Raw genomic sequence first — 23,264 nt, 5'->3', positions numbered from 1 at the left:
CCAAATGATTTTGAAAAGATTGTAAAACAGAACATCATTTTTCAGATGTTCTGTTTTTTTATAAAGAGAGAAGAAAAGGTGGTCATACTATGCAACAAAATGATTGGAGAAAATCGGTAGTTTATCAAATCTATCCAAAGTCATTTAACGATACAACAGGTAATGGAGTAGGAGACTTAAATGGAATTATTGAGAAAATGGATTATCTTGAATATCTAGGTGTGGGCTATCTTTGGTTAACACCTGTATATCAATCTCCTATGAATGATAATGGATATGATATCAGTGATTATTTGAGTATTAATGAAGATTTTGGTACGAAAGAAGAATTGAAGCAACTTTTAGATGAAGCGCATCAGCATAATTTGAAAGTGATGATGGATATTGTTATCAATCACACATCAACAGAACATGAGTGGTTTAAAGCAGCTATTTCTGAGCCAGATAATCCTTATCGTGATTATTACTTTTTCCGTAAATCAGCAAAAGAAGGTGTACCACCTACAAATTGGGAATCGAAATTCGGTGGCAATGCATGGAAGTATGATGAAAAAAGCGATGAGTATTATTTGCATCTTTTTGATGTGACGCAAGCAGATTTAAATTGGGAAAATCCTAAAGTAAGAGAAGCACTTTACGACATGATTAATTATTGGATTGACTTTGGTGTAGATGGTTTTCGTTTTGATGTCATCAACCTTATTTCAAAAGGAGAATTTCGTGATTCTGATAAAATCGGCAAAGAATTTTACACAGATGGACCACGTGTTCATGAATTTATTCATGAAATGAACCGCAATACTTTTGGTAATAAAGATTTGATGACAGTCGGTGAAATGTCTTCTACAACGATTGACAATTGTATTAAATATACAAATCCAGAACGTGAAGAATTGAGTAGTGTGTTCAATTTCCATCATTTAAAAGTTGATTATGCAGATGGTGAAAAATGGACATATGCGGATTTTGATTTTATTGAATTAAAACGCATTTTGATGGAATGGCAGATTGGTATTCATGATGGTAATGGTTGGAATGCGATTTTCTGGTGTAATCATGATCAGCCTCGTGTTGTATCTCGTTTTGGAGATGACTCAACAGAAGCATTACGTCAAAAGAGTGCAAAAATGTTAGCAGTAGCTTTACACTTACTGCAAGGCACACCTTATATTTATCAAGGTGAGGAAATAGGTATGACTAATCCGCACTTCACAAGCATCAATCAATATCGAGATGTAGAATCATTGAATGCTTATGATAATTTGAAAGCACAAGGTTATGCGGATAAAGAAATTATGCAGATTTTAGACCAGAAATCTCGTGACAACTCTCGTACACCTATGCAATGGACAGCAGGTGAAAATGCTGGGTTTACAAGCGGCACACCTTGGATTGATATCCCAAGTAATTATCAACATATCAATGTAGAAGATGAAGTTGAGAATGAACATTCAATTTTACAAACATATCGTGAATTAATTCGATTGCGTCATGAACATGATATTATTACCTATGGTGATATTTTGCCGCTATATATGGATGACCCTAATTTAATGATATACCAACGCAGTTATGAAGGTAAAAAATGGTTAGTCATAGCTAACTTCAGTAAAGAAGCGGTGATGGTACCAGAAGATTTAGATACAGATGGCGAAGTCATTCTAGAACGAGGTACTATCAATAATGGAGAAATCGAAGGCTATGGGGCAATTGTCATCGAACAGTAATTTAAGTAAGGAATTGAGTGGATACAATGATAACAAAACCTAAAAAGTTCACTAAAATATATGATGATTTAAAAGCAAATATTTTAAATGAAGAAATTGGATATGGGGAACAACTGCCATCTGAAAATGACTTGGTAGCGACTTACAAAGCTTCACGTGAAACAGTACGCCGTGCGCTCAATTTGCTTGTCGGTGAAGGTATGATCCAGAAAATAAGAGGAAAAGGTTCTATTGTAATTTATCAAGGTGTTACAGAATTTCCTTTTTCAAAATTAACCAGCTTTAAAGAAGTGCAAGAAAGATTAGGGGTTGAATTGGAAACAGAAGTGAAGCTTTTAGCAAAAGAAAATGCTGGAGCAGTCCCTAAAGTAAAAGAAGCATTAAATCTGAAGAGTGAAGATAAGCTATGGCATTTAATACGTTATCGTAAAGCGGATGGACGTGTAAAAATCATTGATGAAGATTATTTGGTAGAAACCGTTGTTCCGAATTTAACCGAGGATATTGTGTCTGATTCTTTATATGATTATATTGAACAAGAATTAGGTTTAGATATCAGTTACTCACGTAAAGCCATTACTTTTGAACCATTTACAGAACAAGAGTATGCAGCTTTCGGAACTATTAACCCGCCTTATACCGCTACTGTTCGAGGTGTTGTACATTTAAGAGATATGACAAAGTTTCAATATAATGTTGCGAAACACATTGCGACAGACTTCAGGTTTATAGATTTTTCAAGAAGATAAGGTGAAAGGCTAACTCATGTGGAAAGATTCATGAGTTGGTCTTTTTTTCTTTTGGAAATGTGATTGCTTATTAACTTTGACATCATAATTTTTCACTGCTAACATTTAAGTATATTCTTAAATGATTAAATGAAGGCAGGAAATTTAATGAAAGATATCTTCAAAGCACTGTCAGATTCGACTAGGAGATCTATTTTAGAGATGTTGAAGGAACAGAAATTAACAGCTAGCGAAATTGCTGAACATTTCGATATGAGTCAAGCGAGTGTTTCTCAGCATCTTAAAATACTTAGATTGAATGATTTAATTTACTCGGAGCGAAAAGGAAAATATTTGTATTATCACTTGAATTTATCTGTTTTTGAAGAAGTGATTAAATGGATTGTTCAGTTTAAACAAGATTAGGAAGGGGTTTGAAATGTCAGAAGTTGAAGTTGGAACAAAAAAGTTTGACCGTTTTAGTATAGTTGCCATAGTGTTAACAGCGATTACTTGGGTAGTTTTTATTCCATTTCTACCTTGGACAATACCGTTGCATTACGATAATCAGAATCAATTGGATTTATATCTGAATAAGGTTACTGCACCTATTGTAATAATGTTGGTTATGATAGTGAGTTATATTGTAATCAAAAGAAAAGCCCAACGTGATAAGCAACATAAGAAATTAGGAAATGTCAGTTTTAATACGGCTTTTTGGAATCCTATGGCACAAAGTTTTATATACCTTATAAGTTTATTAATGATTTTTCATGCGCAGGGATATAATATTATAAATAATTTTATTGGGATATTAATCCTTAGTTTCTTATTAATTTTGTGGGGTAATTACTTGCAAATTATTCCGGTAAATTCTAAGAATATTGGTATTCGTAATCAGTGGACAAGCGCAAATGAAGCGGTGTGGAAAAGAACACATCGGTTTGTTTCACGGTTATTTATTGCGACAGGCTTTGTCTTGCTTGTTTTGGCGTTGTTGCAAGTAATTAATAGTGTAACAGCATTACTTGTATTTGCGTTAGTGGGTGGGGCAGCTCCGTTTATTTATTCTAAATATGCTTACCAAAAAATTGTCCATGGAAAATCTTAAATGTCGGTTGAATCTTCAAATTTTCTTTTTAATTGAAAGAACTTAAACTTCAAGAAATTTACAAATTGTTAAAGCTTGCATTACGACCTTTAAATATAGTATGATATATCTTGCCGTGCTAGGTGGGGAGGTAGCGGTTCCCTATTCTCGAAATCCGCTTATGCGAGACTGAATACTTTGCCTAGGGTGTGTACTTGTGAAGTCTGCCCAAAGCACGAGGTGTTTGAAGATTTCGGTCCTATGCAATATGAACCCATGAATCATGTCAGGTCCTGACGGAAGCAGCATTAAGTGGATTCTCATATGTGCCGTAGGGTAGCCGAGATTTAGCTGTCGACTTTGGTAACGTTCATGATACACATTCGAAGCAAAGTTGTGCGGTATTTTTATATTCATTTTAATACATAAAAACAAACAGGAAATTGAGGGAGCGCAACCTTCAATTTCCTGTTTTTCCTTTATATACTAAAAGTTGATAGACTCTTTAAGAAACAACTGCAAGGTCAGGATACTTACACTAATTTGTCTGCAGCTTCTGCAAGATAGTTCTTAAATTCCCCAATCAATTTTTCTTTATCGGAGTGTTTCATGTGAAGCACACCAAATTCAATCATTTGATTGAAAGGTGCGCCAATCGGTACGGTTTTTATCATACTGCGTTGGTAAAAGGGAGTATTTTGTACCATTAAGTCAGATAAAATACTGATTCCAAGTCCTTCAGCAACAGAATTGAATAATACACCCACATTATCTGTAGAGAATAGCAGATTAATAGGGCCATTAGCAGCTTCGAATTTCTGGATATTCTTTTTATAAAAATTACGATCATACAATATAAAAGGAAAAGCTTTGATATCTTCTAAAGATAAGTTTTTTAAATAAGCGAGTTTAGAATCTTTAGGTACAATCGCTGTAAATGCACTAGAAAACAATGGTGTATATTGTGCACCTGTTACATCTAAGTCGTCTTCATTTAAGATAGTATATAAACCGATATCTACTTCGCCGCTTGAAACGAGTTGTTTAATTTCGTTATTTTCTGCTTCTATAATTTGGACATCGATATTCGGGTTGTCCTTTTTAAAGGATGACAATACACTTGGAACAATTGTCATAAATAAACTAGGGATGGTTGCAATGGACAATGAACCTTCCATTTCAGCATTTAATGATTGAATTTTGTCATATAGTAAAGATTCTTGGTCGATTAGGTCCATCATAATTGGAAAAATTTGATGGCCTTGTTCGGTTAAAGTTGTGCCGCTTTTTTGGCGTTTGAATAATTGGATGTTTAACTCTGTCTCTAAATTTAAAATTGATTGGCTGAGTGCAGATTGTGTAATGTGCAGAATATGAGCTGCTTTAGTAATAGAGCCAGTTTCATGAATGGTTTTTATATGGTGAAGTTGAATAAAGTTCAATAGATTAATCCTCTCATTACATAAGTATAACTTATGTATTCATTAATAATATCCATTATACATTAGTATTATTTATCAATATACTAGATATATTGAATTTATAGAAATTGTTAAAGGGAGTGCGAAATTTATGTATCGCAATTTATGGACGAAAGACTTCATTTTCATTACAGTGATCAACTTCCTTATGTATATTATTCATTACGCATTAATCGTAACAGTAACGACTTTTACGATAGATACTTTCCATGCGAATGAAGCAATGGGCGGCCTCGCAGCAGGAATTTTCATCATTGGCATGTTGTTCGGCCGTTTATTTACTGGGAAATATATTGATCAACTCAATCTGAAGAAAACACTGTTCTTCGGTCTGGTTTTCTCATTTATAGCAATCGGACTCTATTTCTTAATCCATAGTCTATTAGTACTCATGATTGTACGATTGATTCACGGTTTGGCATTCGGTATGTCATCAACGACTACAGGTACGTATTCATCTACTATTGTTCCTGAAGACCGTAAAGGCGAAGGCATTGGTTATTATGCGCTTAGTACTACAGTTGCTTCAGCAATCGGTCCGTTCTTAGGTATTTTAATTAATCAGAAATTGAACTTCCAAAGCAACTTTGTAGTTTGTTTGATTTGTATCTTACTTTCAGCTGTTCTTGCGCTGTTCATTTCTAATATTAAGCAACCTTCATTGAACAAAGAAAAAGAAGAAAAAGTAGAAGCAGCAAAACCCAAAGGATTGGCACAACTTTTCCAAAAACAAGCAGTACCGATTTCTATAGTTATTGTTTTTGTAGGTATTGCATATTCTAGTGTGCTTGCATTCTTGGATTCTTATGCGGCTCACATCGGTCTTGCAAGTGCAGCAAGTTTCTTCTTTGTAGTGTATGCAGTTAGTACTTTTGTAGTTCGTCCTATAACAGGAAAAGTATTTGATAACTATGGTGCCAATAAAGTAGTTTATCCGGTTTTAATCGCCTTTATACTTGGATTAGTATTGCTTGGTGTAGCACATAGCAGTTGGTTATTGCTTATTTCAGCTATCTTTATCGGTATTGGTTATGGAACACTGATTCCATCATTCCAAACAATTGCTATTCAAGCTTCACCACCAGAAAAAATCGGTCTTGCAACTTCAACTTTCTATATTTTTGCAGATTTAGGTGCTGGGGCTGGTCCGACTTTGCTTGGAATAGTAATCGGCAGTTTCGGTTATCGTAATCTTTACTTTGCAATGGCTGTATTATTAGTTCTTGTCATTGGTTTATACTACCTATTACATGGACGTAAACATAAAACAATGGAATATTAATTAAAAAAATGCGGTGTGCCTTTATGAGACATACCGCATTTTTTTACTCACTTTGTAATTCTTTTTTGTGTAATCTACTTTTTTGTAATTCTGTTCTATCTTTGAAATGTAGACCGAAAGCTAAGAAAAGTACACCGCATACAAATCCTGGAATAATCATCCAGATATTATGCATTGTGGCAAAGCTAGCTAAGCACAACACCATAAATACTATCCCCAAAATAGTATATGATTTATTTTTGATAACCATTCATAACGCCTCCCTTAGCTGATTTATCATCTAATATAAATACAAGTTCATAATACTGATTACTCAATATCTTACCACATTTTTAATAATATATTTACAAAATTTACATTTAGTAACTATATTATCCTAATATTTTTCCTGATAATTTTCAAGACGCTATCCTAAATGATAAGAGAACAAGAAGTTTTACGTTATAATGAATCTAATACTTTGCCCAATTCAATGGAGGGGATTTTATGCAAATCTTACTAGGAACTGTGACAGAGAACGATTATGCGATTATTGCGCATTTAAAAAATAAAAAAGACAGCGAAGGGTTATTTGAAGGGGAATATTATGAAGACAGCCTTCGCAGACTAAGACGTATACCGAATTATAATCCTGATTTTGAAATGATTGCACGTACAGATGAAGACGAAATTGTGGGTCATATTTTATTAATGGAAGAGATGATTATTAACGGAGAAGATTTACAACGTCCTTTAATGATTAAATCACTTTCTGTAAAAGAAGATTATAGAGAATATGGTATAGGAAAAGCATTGGTAGAAGCAGTTGAAAGCAGAGCCAAAGAGGCAGGTTATAATGAAATCATTGTTGAAGGCGAACCGGAGTATTTTCGTTCGTTAGGATTTGTGCCGCTTTCAAATTACTCAGTAGAAGTACCGGATGATGAAGATATTGATCAGTTCAGTATTTTTCTCTTATGGGACAGCTTAGATGCTTGTCCGCAAGGTAAATTAGTTTTAGAAAATATATAATGATGCAAATTGTATCATCGCGTTGAGCTGGTTCTGCATGCTATAATAATGATGATTTGTATTCGGAGGTGCGAAAGTAATTGAACTATCAAGCTTTATATAGAATGTATCGACCACAGAGTTTTGATGACGTAGTCGGTCAAGAGCATGTAACTAAGACGCTCCGAAATGCTATTGCAAAGGGCAAGCAATCACATGCATATATCTTCAGCGGTCCAAGAGGTACTGGGAAGACGAGTATAGCAAAGGTTTTTGCGAAAGCCATCAATTGTCCAAATAGTGTAGACGGAGAACCGTGTAATGAATGTGATATTTGTAAAAGTATCACTCAAGGATCTAATTCAGATGTAATCGAAATTGACGCCGCAAGTAACAATGGTGTTGATGAGATTCGTAATATTCGTGATAAGGTAAAATACGCACCATCGCAATCAAAATATAAAGTCTATATTATAGATGAGGTTCATATGCTCACAACAGGTGCATTCAATGCTTTGTTGAAAACATTAGAAGAACCGCCGGCACATGCTATTTTTATTCTAGCAACTACAGAACCGCATAAGATTCCGCCTACGATTATTTCTAGAGCGCAACGTTTTGATTTTAAAGCAATAGGTTTGGACCAAATTATTGAACGTCTGCGTTATGTAGCAGAATCGCAACATATTGAATATGATGATGAAGCCATTGCTTTTATAGCAAAAGCTTCTGAAGGCGGTATGCGCGATGCATTGAGTATTATGGACCAAGCCATCGCATTTGGTGATGAACATTTAACACTGCAAGATGCATTAAATGTGACAGGCAGTGTAGATGAAGCTTCGTTAAATGCGTTATTAAATGATGTTGCAAATGGACAAGTTAAAGATGCATTTGCGCGTTATCATCAATTTATCGCTGAAGGTAAAGAAGTAAATCGCTTAATCAATGATTTAATCTATTTTGTACGTGATACGATTATGAATAAGACAGCACAAAGAGAAACAGAATATGATGCGTTGATGGCATTTGATTTAGATACACTTTATAAAATGATTGATTTAATAAATGATACATTAGTCTCGGTTCGTTTCAGTGTAAATCAAAATGTTCATTTTGAAGTGTTGCTTGTCAAAATGGCTGAGTTGATTAAAGAAGGAGACGCACCTGTTGCTAATCCTGATATGCATTCTGCAAATGCACATCAAGCACCTAGTGCACCACAACCTGCTCAGCAGAATAATGATGTAAGTAGTGCATTGCTTCAGCGTTTAGAGCACTTGGAACAAGAATTGAATGCATTAAAACAACAAGGCGTAACGTCAACGAACACACCACCTAAACAAAAAAGCAATTCACGTGGACGTCGAAGAAGCAAGAATTCATATTCAATGACACAAATTGCTAAGGTGTTGGATAGTGCGAATAAAGAAGATATCAAGCTTTTAAAAGATCATTGGCAAGAAGTTATTGATCATGCTAAAAATCATAACCAAAAAGCCTTGGTAAGTTTATTGCAGAACTCTATACCGGTAGCTGCAAGCGAGAAAAGTGTATTGGTACAATTTGAAGCGGAAATCCATTGTGAAATTGTAAATGATGATGATGAGAAACGTAGTAATTTAGAAGAAGTTGTACGTAGTATTATTAATAAAAATGTATCAGTTGTGGGTGTGCCAGCAGATCAATGGCTGCAAGTGCGTTCTGAATATATTCAAAATCGAAAAAAGGGTGGAGCGAATAATGCTTCGCAAGAAAGTGCGAACGAACCAGAACAACAAGAAGTCGATATCGTACAAAAGGCAAAAGACATGTTTGGAGAAGATACAGTTCATATCACTGATGAAGATTAATATTGTCGAAAGACGGGACGTGGATATGTTATAATTCACTATATCAATACTGGTATAGAGAAAAGTGAGACGTGTTTCTTCTATATAATAATAAGTAAAAGCTAATTATAGGAAAACGTTTATTGAAATAATCAATATTCACTATGTCAGCAGACATTAACTCAAAACTAAACAAACTTAGAAAATCAAGGAGGATATATATTATGCGCGGTGGCGGAAATATGCAACAAATGATGAAACAAATGCAAAAAATGCAAAAGAAAATGGCTGAAGAGCAAGAAAAATTAAAAGACGAAAAAGTTGAAGGTTCAGCAGGCGGCGGTATGGTTAAAGTTGTCGTAACTGGCCATAAGGAAGTTGTAGATGTAGTGATTGATGAAGAAGCGGTCGACCCAGATGATGTTGAAATGCTTCAAGACTTAGTGTTAGCTGCAACAAACGAAGCAATGAATAAAGCAGATGAATTAACATCAGAACGTTTAGGCAAACACACTAAAGGCTTGAACATTCCTGGAATGTGATAACTGATGCATTATCCAGAACCGATTTCGAAACTAATTGATAGTTTCATGAAATTGCCAGGCATTGGGCCGAAAACGGCGCAACGTCTGGCTTTTCATGTATTAGATATGAAGGAAGACGACGTTGTCCAATTTGCAAAGGCATTAGTAGATGTAAAACGTGAACTCACATATTGCAGTGTCTGTGGACATATAACTGAAGAAGACCCTTGTTACATTTGTAATGACAAACAACGTGATCGCTCAGTGATTTGCGTAGTAGAAGATGATAAAGATGTAATTGCTATGGAAAAAATGAGAGAGTATAAAGGTTTGTATCATGTATTACATGGTGCTATTTCTCCAATGGATGGTATTGGTCCTGAGGATATCAATATTCCTTCTTTAATTGAACGTTTAAAAGATGAAGAGGTTAAAGAATTAATTCTAGCAATGAATCCTAACTTAGAAGGTGAATCTACTGCGATGTACATTTCCAGATTGGTTAAACCTATAGGAATTAAAGTAACGCGTTTAGCACAAGGTTTATCAGTCGGCGGAGATTTGGAATATGCGGATGAAGTAACGTTATCTCGTGCTATAGAAGGCAGAACAGAAATGTAGAATTCAATAACAGCATCCTGTGAAACAAGCAGTTTCACAGGATGCTGTTATTTTTTTTAAGTTTTTTAGAAAAAATAAAGTTTGGTTTTTAATGACGTGAAAGAGGGTATTATAACTGAATGCGCTCACATTAATGCGTTAAAGCGAACATTGATTCAATAAGTGTTCTAAAAGTACGGAAATTCAAGCGTATCAAGGCTTCCGAGCTGTAAAAGTGTAATTTTTAAGGGTTGCAAAAAGGTATAAAACCCTGTATAGTTAGTAACTGTTGAAAGAACAAAACAAATTTTTAACAAATCTTCACAAAATTAATTTTAAAAAACTTTTAAAAAAGTGTTGACTTCTCTTTCAAAAGAGAGTATAATTAACTCTTGTGAGTCAGAAAAAATGAACATTGAAAACTGAATGACAATATGTCAACGTTAATTCCAAATTAACAAACGTCTTAGGACGTTTTAAAACAAATTAGTTTTTATGAGCTAGTCAAACAAATCATAACTTTTATGGAGAGTTTGATCCTGGCTCAGGATGAACGCTGGCGGCGTGCCTAATACATGCAAGTCGAGCGAACAGACGAGGAGCTTGCTCCTCTGACGTTAGCGGCGGACGGGTGAGTAACACGTGGGTAACCTACCTATAAGACTGGAATAACTCCGGGAAACCGGGGCTAATGCCGGATAATATGCAGAACCGCATGGTTCTGCAATGAAAGACGGTTTTGCTGTCACTTATAGATGGACCCGCGCCGTATTAGCTAGTTGGTAAGGTAACGGCTTACCAAGGCAACGATACGTAGCCGACCTGAGAGGGTGATCGGTCACACTGGAACTGAGACACGGTCCAGACTCCTACGGGAGGCAGCAGTAGGGAATCTTCCGCAATGGGCGAAAGCCTGACGGAGCAACGCCGCGTGAGTGATGAAGGTCTTCGGATCGTAAAACTCTGTTATTAGGGAAGAACAAGTGCGTAGGTAACTATGCGCACCTTGACGGTACCTAATCAGAAAGCCACGGCTAACTACGTGCCAGCAGCCGCGGTAATACGTAGGTGGCAAGCGTTATCCGGAATTATTGGGCGTAAAGCGCGCGTAGGCGGTTTTTTAAGTCTGATGTGAAAGCCCACGGCTCAACCGTGGAGGGTCATTGGAAACTGGAAAACTTGAGTGCAGAAGAGGAAAGTGGAATTCCATGTGTAGCGGTGAAATGCGCAGAGATATGGAGGAACACCAGTGGCGAAGGCGACTTTCTGGTCTGCAACTGACGCTGATGTGCGAAAGCGTGGGGATCAAACAGGATTAGATACCCTGGTAGTCCACGCCGTAAACGATGAGTGCTAAGTGTTAGGGGGTTTCCGCCCCTTAGTGCTGCAGCTAACGCATTAAGCACTCCGCCTGGGGAGTACGGCCGCAAGGCTGAAACTCAAAGGAATTGACGGGGACCCGCACAAGCGGTGGAGCATGTGGTTTAATTCGAAGCAACGCGAAGAACCTTACCAAATCTTGACATCCTTTGACCGCTCTAGAGATAGAGTCTTCCCCTTCGGGGGACAAAGTGACAGGTGGTGCATGGTTGTCGTCAGCTCGTGTCGTGAGATGTTGGGTTAAGTCCCGCAACGAGCGCAACCCTTAAGCTTAGTTGCCAGCATTAAGTTGGGCACTCTAAGTTGACTGCCGGTGACAAACCGGAGGAAGGTGGGGATGACGTCAAATCATCATGCCCCTTATGATTTGGGCTACACACGTGCTACAATGGACAGTACAAAGGGCAGCGAAACCGCGAGGTCAAGCAAATCCCATAAAGCTGTTCTCAGTTCGGATTGTAGTCTGCAACTCGACTACATGAAGCTGGAATCGCTAGTAATCGTAGATCAGCATGCTACGGTGAATACGTTCCCGGGTCTTGTACACACCGCCCGTCACACCACGAGAGTTCGTAACACCCGAAGCCGGTGGAGTAACCTTTTAGGAGCTAGCCGTCGAAGGTGGGACGAATGATTGGGGTGAAGTCGTAACAAGGTAGCCGTATCGGAAGGTGCGGCTGGATCACCTCCTTTCTAAGGATATATACGGAACAGTTTCAACAGAAACTGACGGATTAACGTGACATATTGTATTCAGTTTTGAATGCTCATTCGAGTATTCATGATTGTACCTTGAAAACTAGATAAGTAAGTAATAAATAGATTTTACCAAGCAAAACCGAGTGAATTAGAGTTTTAAAAGCTTTATTCATTTAAATGAATCGCTAGTAATCGATTTGCCGATGGCAAAGAAGATTACTCACATAATTAATAACGTGATTAAGTTATTAAGGGCGCACGGTGGATGCCTTGGCACTAGAAGCTGATGAAGGACGTTACTAACGACGATATGCTTTGGGTAGCTGTAAGTAAGCGTTGATCCAGAGATTTCCGAATGGGGGAACCCAGCACAAGTTATGTTGTGTTATCGACATGTGAATACATAGCATGTCTGAAGGCAGACGCGGAGAACTGAAACATCTTAGTACCCGCAGGAAGAGAAAGAAAACTCGATTCCCTGAGTAGCGGCGAGCGAAACGGGAAGAGCCCAAACCAATGAGCTTGCTCATTGGGGTTGTAGGACACTCTATATGGAGTTACAAAAGAATCGATTAGACGAACCGTACTGGAAAGTTGGACCAGAGAAGGTAAAAGTCCTGTAGTCGAAAGTCGGTTCTCTCCTGAGTGGATCCTGAGTACGACGGAGCACGTGGAATTCCGTCGGAATCCGGGAGGACCATCTCCCAAGGCTAAATACTCTCTAGTGACCGATAGTGAACCAGTACCGTGAGGGAAAGGTGAAAAGTACCCCGGAAGGGGAGTGAAAGAGAACTTGAAACCGTGTGCTTACAAGTAGTCAGAGCCCGTTAATGGGTGATGGCGTGCCTTTTGTAGAATGAACCGGCGAGTTACGATCTGATGCAAGGTTAAGCAGCGAATGCGGAGCCGCAGCGAAAGCGAGTCTGAATAGGGCGTTGAGTATTTGGTCGTAGACCCGAAACCAGGTGATCTACCCTTGGTCAGGTTGAAGTTCAGGTAACACTGAATGGAGGACCGAACCGACTTACGTTGAAAAGTGAGCGGATGAACTGAGGGTAGCGGAGAAATTCCAATCGAACCTGGAGATAGCTGGTTCTCTCCGAAATAGCTTTAGGGCTAGCCTCAAGTGATGATTGTTGGAGGTAGAGCACTGTTTGGACGAGGGGCCCTTCTCGGGTTACCGAATTCAGACAAACTCCGAATGCCAATCAATTTAACTTGGGAGTCAGAACGTGGGTGATAAGGTCCATGTTCGAAAGGGAAACAGCCCAGACCACCAGCTAAGGTCCCAAAATATATGTTAAGTGGCAAAGGATGTGGTATTGCCCAGACAACTAGGATGTTGGCTTAGAAGCAGCCATCATTTAAAGAGTGCGTAATAGCTCACTAGTCGAGTGACACTGCGCCGAAAATGTACCGGGGCTAAACATATTACCGAAGCTGTGGACTGTCCTTCGGACAGTGGTAGGAGAGCGTTCTAAGGGCGTCGAAGCATGATCGCAAGGACATGTGGAGCGCTTAGAAGTGAGAATGCCGGTGTGAGTAGCGAAAGATGGGTGAGAATCCCATCCACCGATTGACTAAGGTTTCCAGAGGAAGGCTCGTCCGCTCTGGGTTAGTCGGGTCCTAAGCCGAGGCCGACAGGCGTAGGCGATGGATAACAGGTTGATATTCCTGTACCGCCAAGGATCGTTTTAAGCGATGGGGGGACACAGTAGGATAGGCGAAGCGTGCTGTTGGAGTGCACGTCCAAGCAGTGAGACTGAATAGTAGGCAAATCCGCTATTCTCAAGGTCAAGCTGTGATGGGGAGAGGAAACATGTTTTCCTCGAGTCGTTGATTTCACACTGTCGAGAAAAGCCTCTAGCTAGTGATTTGGCGCCCGTACCGCAAACCGACACAGGTAGTCAAGATGAGAATTCTAAGGTGAGCGAGAGAACTCTCGTTAAGGAACTCGGCAAAATGACCCCGTAACTTCGGGAGAAGGGGTGCTCTTTAGGGTTCACGCTCTGAAGAGCCGCAGTGAATAGGCCCAAGCGACTGTTTATCAAAAACACAGGTCTCTGCTAAACCGTAAGGTGATGTATAGGGGCTGACGCCTGCCCGGTGCTGGAAGGTTAAGAGGAGTGGTTAGCTTCTGCGAAGCTACGAATCGAAGCCCCAGTAAACGGCGGCCGTAACTATAACGGTCCTAAGGTAGCGAAATTCCTTGTCGGGTAAGTTCCGACCCGCACGAAAGGCGTAACGATTTGGGCACTGTCTCAACGAGAGACTCGGTGAAATCATAGTACCTGTGAAGATGCAGGTTACCCGCGACAGGACGGAAAGACCCCGTGGAGCTTTACTGTAGCCTGATATTGAAATTCGGCACAGCTTGTACAGGATAGGTAGGAGCCTTAGAAACGTGAGCGCCAGCTTACGTGGAGGCGTTGGTGGGATACTACCCTAGCTGTGTTGGATTTCTAACCCGCGCCATTTATCATGGCGGGAGACAGTGTCAGGCGGGCAGTTTGACTGGGGCGGTCGCCTCCTAAAGTGTAACGGAGGCGCTCAAAGGTTCCCTCAGAATGGTTGGAAATCATTCATAGAGTGTAAAGGCATAAGGGAGCTTGACTGCGAGACTTACAAGTCGAGCAGGGTCGAAAGACGGACTTAGTGATCCGGTGGTTCCGCATGGAAGGGCCATCGCTCAACGGATAAAAGCTACCCCGGGGATAACAGGCTTATCTCCCCCAAGAGTTCACATCGACGGGGAGGTTTGGCACCTCGATGTCGGCTCATCGCATCCTGGGGCTGTAGTCGGTCCCAAGGGTTGGGCTGTTCGCCCATTAAAGCGGTACGCGAGCTGGGTTCAGAACGTCGTGAGACAGTTCGGTCCCTATCCGTCGTGGGCGCAGGAAGTTTGAGAGGAGCTGTCCTTAGTACGAGAGGACCGGGATGGACATACCTCTGGTGTACCAGTTGTCGTGCCAACGGCATAGCTGGGTAGCTATGTATGGACGGGATAAGTGCTGAAAGCATCTAAGCATGAAGCCCCCCTCAAGATGAGACTTCCCAACTTCGGTTATAAGATCCTTCAAAGATGATGAGGTTAATAGGTTCGGGGTGGAAGCATAGCGATATGTGGAGCTGACGAATACTAATCGATCGAAGACTTAATCCAATTTCAAGTTTTGATTGGTTGAATTGATAATTACTTACTATCTAGTTTTGAATGTATAATCATTCTATTGTCTGGTGACAATGGCAAAGAGGTCACACCTGTTCCCATGCCGAACACAGTAGTTAAGCTCTTTAGCGCCGATGGTAGTCGGACTTACGTTCCGCAAGAGTAGGACGTTGCCAGGCAATTATGAGACCCGTGTGGGTCTCTTTTTTTTATCCTTTTTTAACTAAGTGTTTATGTTAAAATAGAAGTAATATTTTAGAAAAGGTTGCGAAACCAATGAATCTACCATTAAATGATAAATTAAAAACATTTCTAGATAAAACCCCTATTTCTTTTCACGTGCCTGGACATAAAAATATGACAATTGGAGACTTGAAAGAGATAGAGTTAGCGATGGATATTACGGAAATAACAGATTTTGATGATTTGCACCATCCTGAAGAAGTGTTAGAAGAAAGCATGAAACAATTAGCTAAACATCCAGATTATGAGGCTTTTTATTTAGTGAATGGGACGACTTCCGGTATTTTGTCGGTAATTCAAGCGGCAGCACAATCAACTGAGCCTATGCTGATCAGCCGTAATGTTCATAAATCTGTATTTCATGGTTTAGATTTAGCTCAACAAAAAGCTCAAATCATGCCTATGAATGTAAGCAAACTAACAAATCAATACTTAGGCCCTGAAATATCAAAGACGAGTCAAATGATGAATCAACAACTGCTTTCTATCATTACATATCCTAACTATTATGGAGAAACTTTTGATGTTCAACGATTTATTCAAGAAAGTCATGCACATCAAATACCTGTTTTAGTAGATGAAGCACATGGCGCACATTTTGGAATAAAAAGATTTCCAGAATCTTCTCTAGAATATGGTGCCGATTATGTTGTACAGTCTTATCATAAAACATTGCCAGCATTTACTATGAGTTCAGTTATTTTTATACATAAAGATGCACCTTATTATAATCAAGTCAGACAATATCTGACTTATTTCCAGTCCTCTAGTCCATCATACCTTTTGATGGCAGGTCTCGAAAGAGCGCAAGGTTTTTATCAAAATTATGAAGCAAGTACATTTTTTGAAAAACGTGACATCGTGATTAATGAATTGAGACAACGAGGTTTCGTGGTAAATGAGATGGATGATGCACTTAAAATCACAGTACAATATCCAGGGTATTCTGGTTATCATGTACAAGAATGGTTAGAAAAGCAAGAGATTTATATAGAGCTTTCTGATAATGATCAAACACTATTAATATTACCATTGTGGCATGAACACGATACTTTTCCTTTTGAATTGTTAAAAGAAAGAATCACGCAAATCATATTGCCTGAAGCGCAGAAAATAAGTAAAAATAAGAATAAAAATGTGCTACCAACCGAATCATCAGATTATCAGCCGGTACAACTGAGACATACTATTGAAATTCCTATACAACAAGCTGTCGGTAAACGACTAGCACAACATCTTGTTCCTTATCCGCCAGGCATTCCGTCCTTTTTCAAAGGAGAACAAGTGACCGCAACGACAGTTAAGAAATTGGAAAGTTGGATTAAACAAGGAATAAGGGTAGAAGGTTTAAAAGATAACAAAATTAGAATTGAGGATAATTAAAATGTCAGCATTTATTACATTTGAAGGACCAGAAGGTTCTGGTAAAACTACAGTGTTACAACGCGTTGCAGAGCGTTTATCTCAAGACTACGATGTTTTGAAAACACGCGAACCTGGAGGTGTACCCGCAGCAGAACAAATTCGAGAAATTCTTTTAGATGGTGAAGCAGTAGATGATCGTACAGAAGCGTTGCTTTTTGCAGCATCGCGCCGTGAACATTTAGTGGAAAAAGTTTTGCCTGCATTAAAAGAAGACAAAGTCGTGCTATGCGACCGTTACATTGATAGTTCATTAGCTTATCAAGGCTTTGCGCGTGGTATCGGTGTAGAAGAAGTACGTGCTATCAATGAATTTGCTATCAATGGATTGTATCCAGATTTGACAATTTACCTGGATATTACTGCCGAAACAGGTCGCGAACGCATTGAAAACAATGATAGAAATATGAATCGCTTAGATCATGAGAGTATTGCCTTTCATCAACGGGTAATTAAAGGGTACCACGATTTAATAGACAAAGAGCCTGAACGTTTTAAAGTTATAGATGCAAATCAAGAATTAGAAGCAGTAGTTGAAGATACATATACTGCAATTAAAATGTTTTTGGGTAAGTAATAAATATATTGAATATACTGATAAGTTGTTGCGCGTTATTATGCTCGCGTAGTATAATTTGATAAATATTTGTTATATTCAACTTGGTTTTCACTCGAAAACGATAGAAAAAATGAAATGAAATTTCTATGACATCTAGGCGATTTCTATTAAAATTTGAGACAAGCTGTACCATCAGATATGCTATAATATTACAAAGAGGTGTTAGTTATGAAAATGGTAATTGCAATTGTTCAAGACCAAGATAGTCAAGAATTATCTGACCAACTCGTTAAAAATAACTTCCGAGCGACTAAACTCGCTACAACAGGTGGATTTTTACGTGCCGGGAATACAACATTCCTTTGTGGTGTGGATGATGACAAAGTTGATGATTTATTGAGTGTTATTAATAAAACATGCGGTAACAGAGAGCAACTTGTATCACCAATCACACCAATGGGCGGCAGCGCTGATTCATATATTCCATATCCAGTGGAAGTTGAAGTCGGCGGGGCAACAGTGTTTGTTATGCCTGTTGATGCTTTCCACCGATTTTAATAATTAAATAATTTAAGCAAAAAGAGCATAGATAAGGGGCGACTGCTCTATTATCTTATACTCTTTATGAATAGTGGGGGTCGGGACAAGCGTGAAAACGGGTTTTGTGAGATACAAACCCTGTATTTACTCAAGTTCTTACTCCCTTTCATTACGTAAAAGGAGTTAACTGAATGGATGAATTATCAAGATTGACGAATGCTTATCAATCTGGCAAACTTTCGCATGCCTACTTATTTGAAGGCGATGATGGCCAAACGATGCAGCAGACTGCAATGGCATTTGCGAAATTAATTTTATGCAATGACAATGAAATATGCCAAGCGAAAGTTGATGAACTGAATCATCCAGACTTTAGATATGTTTCAACAGAAGAATCTAATATCAAAAAAGAGAAAATCGAAGCACTCGTACATGCTATGAATCAACTTCCAGTTGAAGGGACGCATAAAGTATATATTATCGATGGATTTGAAAAATTGACTGTACAAGGTGAAAACAGTATTTTAAAATTCTTAGAAGAACCTCCTGAAAATACGATTGCAATTTTACTTTCTACCAAGCCAGAACAAATTTTGAGTACAATTCATTCACGTTGCCAACACGTTTACTTCAGACCGATGTCGCAAGAAAAATTAATAGAACGTCTTGAAGAACAAGACATTTCTAAACCTATCGCAGAGATGCTCAGTACATACACGACACAAATTGAAGAAGCACGTGCATTGAATGAAGAATATGATTTGGTGGCACTTAGAAAAAATATTGTAAATTGGTGTCAACTATTACTCTCAAATCGTTCAATGGCGTTAATTGCTTTAGTAGATCTCATGAAAACAGCTAAAAATAAAAAGTTGCAGCAGCTGACATTATCTGTTGTGAATGCTTTTTTCCAAGATATTATGCATGAAAAAGCTGAGACTTCGGGACACTTGGTTTTTTCTGAAATGGAGACAGATATTAAACATTATGCGGAACACTTGAGTTACACACAGTTAACGCATATGTATGACCATATAACGGAAGCGCATAAGAAATTGACACAAAATGTGAATCCGATGCTTGTATTTGAGCAAATTGTAATTAAGGGGGTGGGCTAAATGCCACAGGTTATAGGCGTACAATTTCAAAAGGCTGGGAAACTCGAATATTATGCCCCAATTCAAAATATTACACTTTGTTGTGGTGACAGAGTTGTAGTAGAATCAAAACGCGGTGTGGAAATCGGTGCAGTTAAAGATGGTGCATTAGATGTGGAGGCAGAAGATGTTACTTTACCATTGAAACCGATTATCCGTGTAGCAACAGAACAAGACTTAGAAAAGCATGCTTGCAATGAAGAAGAAGCTGACGAAGCTATGCAGTTTTGTAAAGAAGCAATTGAGCAATTAGAACTTGAAATGCGTTTAGTCAATTGTGAATATACATTAGACCAATCTAAAGTGATTTTCAATTTTACGGCAGATGATCGTATTGATTTTAGAAAGCTCGTTAAAATTTTAGCATCACGTTTAAGAACACGTATTGAATTACGTCAAATCGGTGTACGTGATGAAGCGAAATTATTAGGCGGAATCGGACCATGCGGCCGTTCATTATGTTGTTCTACATTTTTAGGAGACTTTGAACCGGTATCTATTAAAATGGCAAAAGACCAGAATTTATCATTAAATCCGACAAAAATTTCTGGTGCATGCGGCCGCTTAATGTGCTGCTTGAAATATGAAAATGATTATTACGAAGCTGCTCGTGAACAACTGCCGGATGTCGGTACTAAAATTGAAACACCAGATGGAAAAGGTACTGTGGTCGGTCTTAATATGCTGGACATTTCAATGCAAGTCAAAGTGGATGGTCTTGAACAACCTTTAGAATATTCAGTTGAAGATTTAGAAGAGATATATTAAGGAGGCCACTTGCGTTGGATCGTAGAGATTTAATGGAACGACTCATGCGACTTGAAAGCAACGTACAAAATTTGTATCAAGAAATGGCTGAGTTAAAAACAATTGCTATGGAACTCGTTGAAGAGAATGTAGCTTTGGAAGTAGAAAACAATCATCTGAAACGCTTAATCGGACGTTCTGAAGAAGGCGGACTGCATTCAGATATACAAGATAATACTGAAACACATGAATCAAAAGAAGAACAAGAAGAACATCAACAAAGAAAACATCGTCTCAGCAGTAAAGAAAATTTAGCGATTTTATACCAAGAAGGTTTTCATATTTGTAAGGGTGATTTGTTTGGTAAACATCGCCATGGCGAAGATTGCTTGTTTTGCTTACAAACTTTAGAAGAACAATCTTGATTTGTGACGTGTTTCTTCTATTATATAGCTTATATGGGACTCATATAGAATAATAAGATACAGCAAATTTTTAAAAAAGGGCGGGATTATGAAACATTCAAATAGGTTTCTGTCTCGCTCTTTATACATATTAATGAAAGTAGAGATGAATATGCTAGAAGAAAATGAACGCTTGGATAGTCTGTTAAAAGAAGATTTAGAGATTATTCAAAATGATGAGGTATTTTCTTTTTCGACAGATGCTTTATTGTTAGGACACTTTACTCATTTGCGAAAAAACGATAAAGTGATGGATTTGTGTTCAGGAAATGGTGTCATCCCATTATTATTATCACATAAAGGACAGCACCCTATTGATGCAATTGAAATTCAGCCGCAACTTGTAAATATGGCTGAACGCAGTATTCAACATAATCAATTGTCAGAACGTATTCAAATTTATGAAATGGATTTGAAAAATGTACGTCAAGATTTTATTCCCTCTCAATATACAGTGGTAACTTGTAATCCGCCTTATTTTAAAACTGCACAGATGCATCAACACCAAAAAGAAGCACATAAAATTGCACGTCATGAAGTATTATGTACTTTAGAAGACTGTGTAGAAGCAGCACGCCATTTATTAAAACAAGGCGGAAGATTAATTATGGTTCATCGTGCTGAACGTTTGATGGATGTATTATCGACTTATCGTGCAGCACGAATTGAACCGAAAAAATTGACGCTTATATATAGTAAGAAAAGTAAAGATGCACATGCGATTATTGTTGAAGGGCGTAAGGATGGGAAACCTGGTTTAGACATTCAGCCATCTTTTTATATGTATCAAGATGATGGTGAGTATACACTGGAAATGAGAGCGATATATTATGGAGAATAAATATTTTATATATATAGTGAGATGTCGTGATGGCAGTCTTTATACAGGGTATACCAATGATGTCATAGCACGAGTTGAAAAGCATAATTCTGGGAAAGGGGCGAAATATACTAAAACACGCCGGCCAGTAAAGCTTGTTTATCAAGAAGCTTTTGAAACGAAATCAGAAGCTATGAAACGTGAATATCAAATTAAAACATATACGAGAATGCAAAAATTGCAGCTCATTGAAAGGGGCGTTATTTCATGACGGGAACACTTTATTTAGTTGGAACACCAATTGGAAATTTATCAGATATTACTTATCGTGCTGTCGATACTCTAAAGCATGTAGATTTAATTGCGTGTGAAGATACACGTGTGACAAAGAAATTATGTAATCATTATGAAATTCATGCACCGCTAAAATCTTATCATGAACATAATAAGGAACAACAGACTGAACCGCTAGTGCATACTTTATTAGAGGGACAAAATGTTGCTTTAGTTTCAGATGCAGGGTTGCCCCTAATTAGTGATCCCGGATATGAATTAGTTGTAAGTGCCCGTGCTGCAGATATTCCAGTGGTGCCCATACCAGGACCAAATGCTGGGTTAACGGCATTGATGGCGAGTGGTCTTCCTTCTTATATTTATACTTTTTTAGGCTTTCTTCCTAGAAAAAGTAAAGAAAAAACAGCCGTTCTGGAAAAGAGAATGTTTGAAGACTCCACATTAATTGTGTACGAATCGCCTTATCGGATTGCAGATACATTAAAAGCGATTGAAGCGGTAGATGCGACACGTCCTGTAACTTTAGGTCGTGAATTAACGAAAAAATTTGAGCAAATTCAAACAGCTTCAGTTTCAGAATTAGCAGCAGCTGTAGAAAAAGGTGAGGTACCTTTGAAAGGTGAATTTGTGGTTTTAATTGAAGGTGCTGAAAGGGTTGCTGAAACAGAGTGGTTTGAGGAATTAGATATTCCTGAACATGTTGAGCATTATATACGCCAAGATATGAAGCCGAAAAAAGCGATTAAGCAAGTAGCAGAAGATCGCAATATGAAAACTGGGGAAGTTTATGATATATACCATCAAATCAGATAGAGTTAATATGATTTAGATAAAAAATATTTTTGTTTTCTGTAAATTTTTATATAAAAGTAGATAAATGGAATTAAACTGTGTTATTTTATAGATACACAGTTTTTTTCTTGAAATAAATGGGATAGCGTTAATTATTTTTCTTTAGTGAGAGACACCGGAAGATAGGAGACATACAATATGAAGAGAAATAATTTATCAAGAAACAGGTATGCAATTCGTAAATATACAGTGGGTACTGCTTCAGCACTTGTAGCATCAGTGGCTTTCCTAACAGTGAGTCATAGCGCAGATGCTGCAGAACAAAATGGAGAAAACAATGTGGAAGCAATATCTAAAGCACAAGTACAAACAGCAAACAGCTTCCAACCTGAAACATCTTTACAAAATACTTCACAGACACCAGAAAGTGATAACCTAAATCAATCACCTTCGCAAAATGTATTACAATCTAATCATCAACCTTCAAAATCATTAACTTCTCAACAACCAACATCTTTAGAAATGCAAAATACAACAAAGGAAAGCACACAAAACGAAACATCTGTAAAAGCACCAAAATCAAATACGGCATCAGAGGAACAAACACAAAACTCAGTTCCTGCGCCAAAAGCGCCGGAAAAAGATTCTATTTCACCTTCAGCAACTGAAAAAACGACAGAACAACAAACAGAACAACCAGCACCGGAAGTTCAAGTAGCTCCTG

Annotated in this window: 20 protein-coding genes, 3 rRNA genes, 1 other RNA gene and 1 pseudogene; 23 read left to right on the top strand and 2 right to left on the bottom strand. The window is 38.1% G+C overall.

All coding sequences use genetic code 11. The annotated features are described in order from the left end of the window. Window positions 1-89: 89 nt before the first annotated feature. The 5 genes from treC to ffs all read left to right on the top strand — a co-directional run bounded on the left by treC (window position 90) and on the right by ffs (window position 3,947). The gene (treC, locus tag DYE31_RS12045) at window positions 90-1,727 is read left to right on the top strand and encodes an alpha,alpha-phosphotrehalase (RefSeq protein WP_012664139.1); all 1,638 of its coding nucleotides are present in this window, start codon (window positions 90-92) and stop codon (window positions 1,725-1,727) included. Window positions 1,728-1,753: 26 nt separating this feature from the next. Further along, on the top strand, window positions 1,754-2,476 hold the full coding sequence (treR, locus tag DYE31_RS12040; RefSeq protein ID WP_012664140.1) for a trehalose operon repressor: 723 nt from the start codon (window positions 1,754-1,756) through the stop codon (window positions 2,474-2,476). Window positions 2,477-2,623: 147 nt separating this feature from the next. Beyond that, entirely contained in the window at window positions 2,624-2,881 is a 258-nt protein-coding gene (locus tag DYE31_RS12035; RefSeq protein WP_041612931.1) for an autorepressor SdpR family transcription factor, read from the top strand. Between the two features lie 13 nt (window positions 2,882-2,894). Further along, window positions 2,895-3,566: an SdpI family protein gene (locus tag DYE31_RS12030; RefSeq protein WP_012664142.1), complete on the top strand. Its 672-nt coding sequence runs from the start codon at window positions 2,895-2,897 to the stop codon at window positions 3,564-3,566. Between the two features lie 113 nt (window positions 3,567-3,679). Beyond that, window positions 3,680-3,947: signal recognition particle sRNA large type (gene ffs, locus DYE31_RS12025), an RNA gene on the top strand. A gap of 131 nt (window positions 3,948-4,078) precedes the next feature. Here the strand turns inward: ffs and DYE31_RS12020 are convergent. Continuing rightward, entirely contained in the window at window positions 4,079-4,987 is a 909-nt protein-coding gene (locus DYE31_RS12020; protein WP_012664143.1) for a LysR family transcriptional regulator, read from the bottom strand. A gap of 130 nt (window positions 4,988-5,117) precedes the next feature. Between DYE31_RS12020 and DYE31_RS12015 the strand changes: the two genes are divergently transcribed. Continuing rightward, on the top strand, window positions 5,118-6,308 hold the full coding sequence (locus DYE31_RS12015; RefSeq protein WP_012664144.1) for an MFS transporter: 1,191 nt from the start codon (window positions 5,118-5,120) through the stop codon (window positions 6,306-6,308). Between the two features lie 43 nt (window positions 6,309-6,351). Here the strand turns inward: DYE31_RS12015 and DYE31_RS12010 are convergent, their stop codons facing one another. Next, window positions 6,352-6,558, bottom strand: coding sequence for a hypothetical protein (locus DYE31_RS12010; protein ID WP_012664145.1), 207 nt, complete (start codon window positions 6,556-6,558; stop codon window positions 6,352-6,354). 236 nt (window positions 6,559-6,794) lie between these two features. Here DYE31_RS12010 and DYE31_RS12005 point away from each other — a divergent pair, with 236 nt between their 5' ends. The 17 genes and pseudogenes from DYE31_RS12005 to DYE31_RS13065 form a co-directional block, all read left to right on the top strand. After that, on the top strand, window positions 6,795-7,319 hold the full coding sequence (locus tag DYE31_RS12005) for a GNAT family N-acetyltransferase (protein WP_012664146.1): 525 nt from the start codon (window positions 6,795-6,797) through the stop codon (window positions 7,317-7,319). 80 nt (window positions 7,320-7,399) lie between these two features. Further along, window positions 7,400-9,151: a DNA polymerase III subunit gamma/tau gene (gene dnaX / locus DYE31_RS12000; RefSeq protein ID WP_012664147.1), complete on the top strand. Its 1,752-nt coding sequence runs from the start codon at window positions 7,400-7,402 to the stop codon at window positions 9,149-9,151. 203 nt (window positions 9,152-9,354) lie between these two features. Continuing rightward, entirely contained in the window at window positions 9,355-9,672 is a 318-nt protein-coding gene (locus DYE31_RS11995; protein ID WP_012664148.1) for a YbaB/EbfC family nucleoid-associated protein, read from the top strand. A 6-nt stretch (window positions 9,673-9,678) separates the two neighbouring features. After that, the gene (recR, locus tag DYE31_RS11990; RefSeq protein WP_012664149.1) at window positions 9,679-10,275 is read left to right on the top strand and encodes a recombination mediator RecR; all 597 of its coding nucleotides are present in this window, start codon (window positions 9,679-9,681) and stop codon (window positions 10,273-10,275) included. A 500-nt stretch (window positions 10,276-10,775) separates the two neighbouring features. After that, window positions 10,776-12,327 (top strand): 16S ribosomal RNA (locus DYE31_RS11985). A gap of 244 nt (window positions 12,328-12,571) precedes the next feature. After that, window positions 12,572-15,496, top strand: a 23S ribosomal RNA gene (locus tag DYE31_RS11980). Between the two features lie 70 nt (window positions 15,497-15,566). Next, window positions 15,567-15,681, top strand: a 5S ribosomal RNA gene (rrf, locus tag DYE31_RS11975). The 16S, 23S and 5S rRNA genes sit together here, the layout of an rRNA operon. Window positions 15,682-15,778: 97 nt before the next feature. Next, on the top strand, window positions 15,779-17,128 hold the full coding sequence (locus tag DYE31_RS11970) for an aminotransferase class V-fold PLP-dependent enzyme (RefSeq protein WP_012664150.1): 1,350 nt from the start codon (window positions 15,779-15,781) through the stop codon (window positions 17,126-17,128). Between the two features lies 1 nt (window position 17,129). Then, window positions 17,130-17,744, top strand: coding sequence for a dTMP kinase (tmk, locus tag DYE31_RS11965; RefSeq protein ID WP_012664151.1), 615 nt, complete (start codon window positions 17,130-17,132; stop codon window positions 17,742-17,744). Between the two features lie 210 nt (window positions 17,745-17,954). Continuing rightward, entirely contained in the window at window positions 17,955-18,284 is a 330-nt protein-coding gene (locus tag DYE31_RS11960; RefSeq protein WP_012664152.1) for a cyclic-di-AMP receptor, read from the top strand. Window positions 18,285-18,457: 173 nt separating this feature from the next. Further along, window positions 18,458-19,384, top strand: coding sequence for a DNA polymerase III subunit (locus DYE31_RS11955; RefSeq protein ID WP_012664153.1), 927 nt, complete (start codon window positions 18,458-18,460; stop codon window positions 19,382-19,384). Beyond that, window positions 19,385-20,191: a PSP1 domain-containing protein gene (locus DYE31_RS11950; RefSeq protein ID WP_012664154.1), complete on the top strand. Its 807-nt coding sequence runs from the start codon at window positions 19,385-19,387 to the stop codon at window positions 20,189-20,191. 14 nt (window positions 20,192-20,205) lie between these two features. After that, the gene (yabA, locus tag DYE31_RS11945; RefSeq protein WP_012664155.1) at window positions 20,206-20,595 is read left to right on the top strand and encodes a DNA replication initiation control protein YabA; all 390 of its coding nucleotides are present in this window, start codon (window positions 20,206-20,208) and stop codon (window positions 20,593-20,595) included. 151 nt (window positions 20,596-20,746) lie between these two features. Further along, entirely contained in the window at window positions 20,747-21,475 is a 729-nt protein-coding gene (locus DYE31_RS11940; protein WP_041612932.1) for a tRNA1(Val) (adenine(37)-N6)-methyltransferase, read from the top strand. Continuing rightward, window positions 21,465-21,725 carry a GIY-YIG nuclease family protein gene (locus tag DYE31_RS11935; RefSeq protein ID WP_012664157.1) on the top strand — a complete coding sequence of 87 codons (261 nt, stop codon included), beginning with the start codon at window positions 21,465-21,467 and terminating at the stop codon, window positions 21,723-21,725. Before DYE31_RS11940 ends, DYE31_RS11935 begins: the two co-directional genes overlap by 11 nt. Further along, window positions 21,722-22,561, top strand: a complete 840-nt coding sequence (gene rsmI / locus DYE31_RS11930) for a 16S rRNA (cytidine(1402)-2'-O)-methyltransferase (protein ID WP_012664158.1) — start codon at window positions 21,722-21,724, stop codon at window positions 22,559-22,561. The genes DYE31_RS11935 and rsmI overlap by 4 nt, the downstream gene beginning before the upstream one ends. A 177-nt stretch (window positions 22,562-22,738) precedes the next feature. Further along, a pseudogene (locus DYE31_RS13065) lies at window positions 22,739-22,852 on the top strand (YSIRK-type signal peptide-containing protein); the annotation flags it as partial. Between the last annotated feature and the right edge of the window lie 412 nt (window positions 22,853-23,264).

The organism is Staphylococcus carnosus, assembly GCF_900458435.1.
GTDB classification, from domain to species: Bacteria; Bacillota; Bacilli; order Staphylococcales; family Staphylococcaceae; genus Staphylococcus; species Staphylococcus carnosus.
This window is presented reverse-complemented; position numbering and strand designations above follow the sequence as displayed.

Coding starts and splice junctions, on each gene's coding strand:
- treC (WP_012664139.1), top strand. CDS start 90: ATGCAACAAAATGATTGGAGAAAATCGGTAGTTTATCAAATCTATCCA.
- treR (WP_012664140.1), top strand. CDS start 1,754: ATGATAACAAAACCTAAAAAGTTCACTAAAATATATGATGATTTAAAA.
- DYE31_RS12035 (WP_041612931.1), top strand. CDS start 2,624: ATGAAAGATATCTTCAAAGCACTGTCAGATTCGACTAGGAGATCTATT.
- DYE31_RS12030 (WP_012664142.1), top strand. CDS start 2,895: ATGTCAGAAGTTGAAGTTGGAACAAAAAAGTTTGACCGTTTTAGTATA.
- DYE31_RS12015 (WP_012664144.1), top strand. CDS start 5,118: ATGTATCGCAATTTATGGACGAAAGACTTCATTTTCATTACAGTGATC.
- DYE31_RS12010 (WP_012664145.1), bottom strand. CDS start 6,558: ATGGTTATCAAAAATAAATCATATACTATTTTGGGGATAGTATTTATG.
- DYE31_RS12005 (WP_012664146.1), top strand. CDS start 6,795: ATGCAAATCTTACTAGGAACTGTGACAGAGAACGATTATGCGATTATT.
- DYE31_RS11995 (WP_012664148.1), top strand. CDS start 9,355: ATGCGCGGTGGCGGAAATATGCAACAAATGATGAAACAAATGCAAAAA.
- recR (WP_012664149.1), top strand. CDS start 9,679: ATGCATTATCCAGAACCGATTTCGAAACTAATTGATAGTTTCATGAAA.
- DYE31_RS11970 (WP_012664150.1), top strand. CDS start 15,779: ATGAATCTACCATTAAATGATAAATTAAAAACATTTCTAGATAAAACC.
- tmk (WP_012664151.1), top strand. CDS start 17,130: ATGTCAGCATTTATTACATTTGAAGGACCAGAAGGTTCTGGTAAAACT.
- DYE31_RS11960 (WP_012664152.1), top strand. CDS start 17,955: ATGAAAATGGTAATTGCAATTGTTCAAGACCAAGATAGTCAAGAATTA.
- DYE31_RS11955 (WP_012664153.1), top strand. CDS start 18,458: ATGGATGAATTATCAAGATTGACGAATGCTTATCAATCTGGCAAACTT.
- DYE31_RS11950 (WP_012664154.1), top strand. CDS start 19,385: ATGCCACAGGTTATAGGCGTACAATTTCAAAAGGCTGGGAAACTCGAA.
- DYE31_RS11940 (WP_041612932.1), top strand. CDS start 20,747: ATGCTAGAAGAAAATGAACGCTTGGATAGTCTGTTAAAAGAAGATTTA.
- DYE31_RS11935 (WP_012664157.1), top strand. CDS start 21,465: ATGGAGAATAAATATTTTATATATATAGTGAGATGTCGTGATGGCAGT.
- rsmI (WP_012664158.1), top strand. CDS start 21,722: ATGACGGGAACACTTTATTTAGTTGGAACACCAATTGGAAATTTATCA.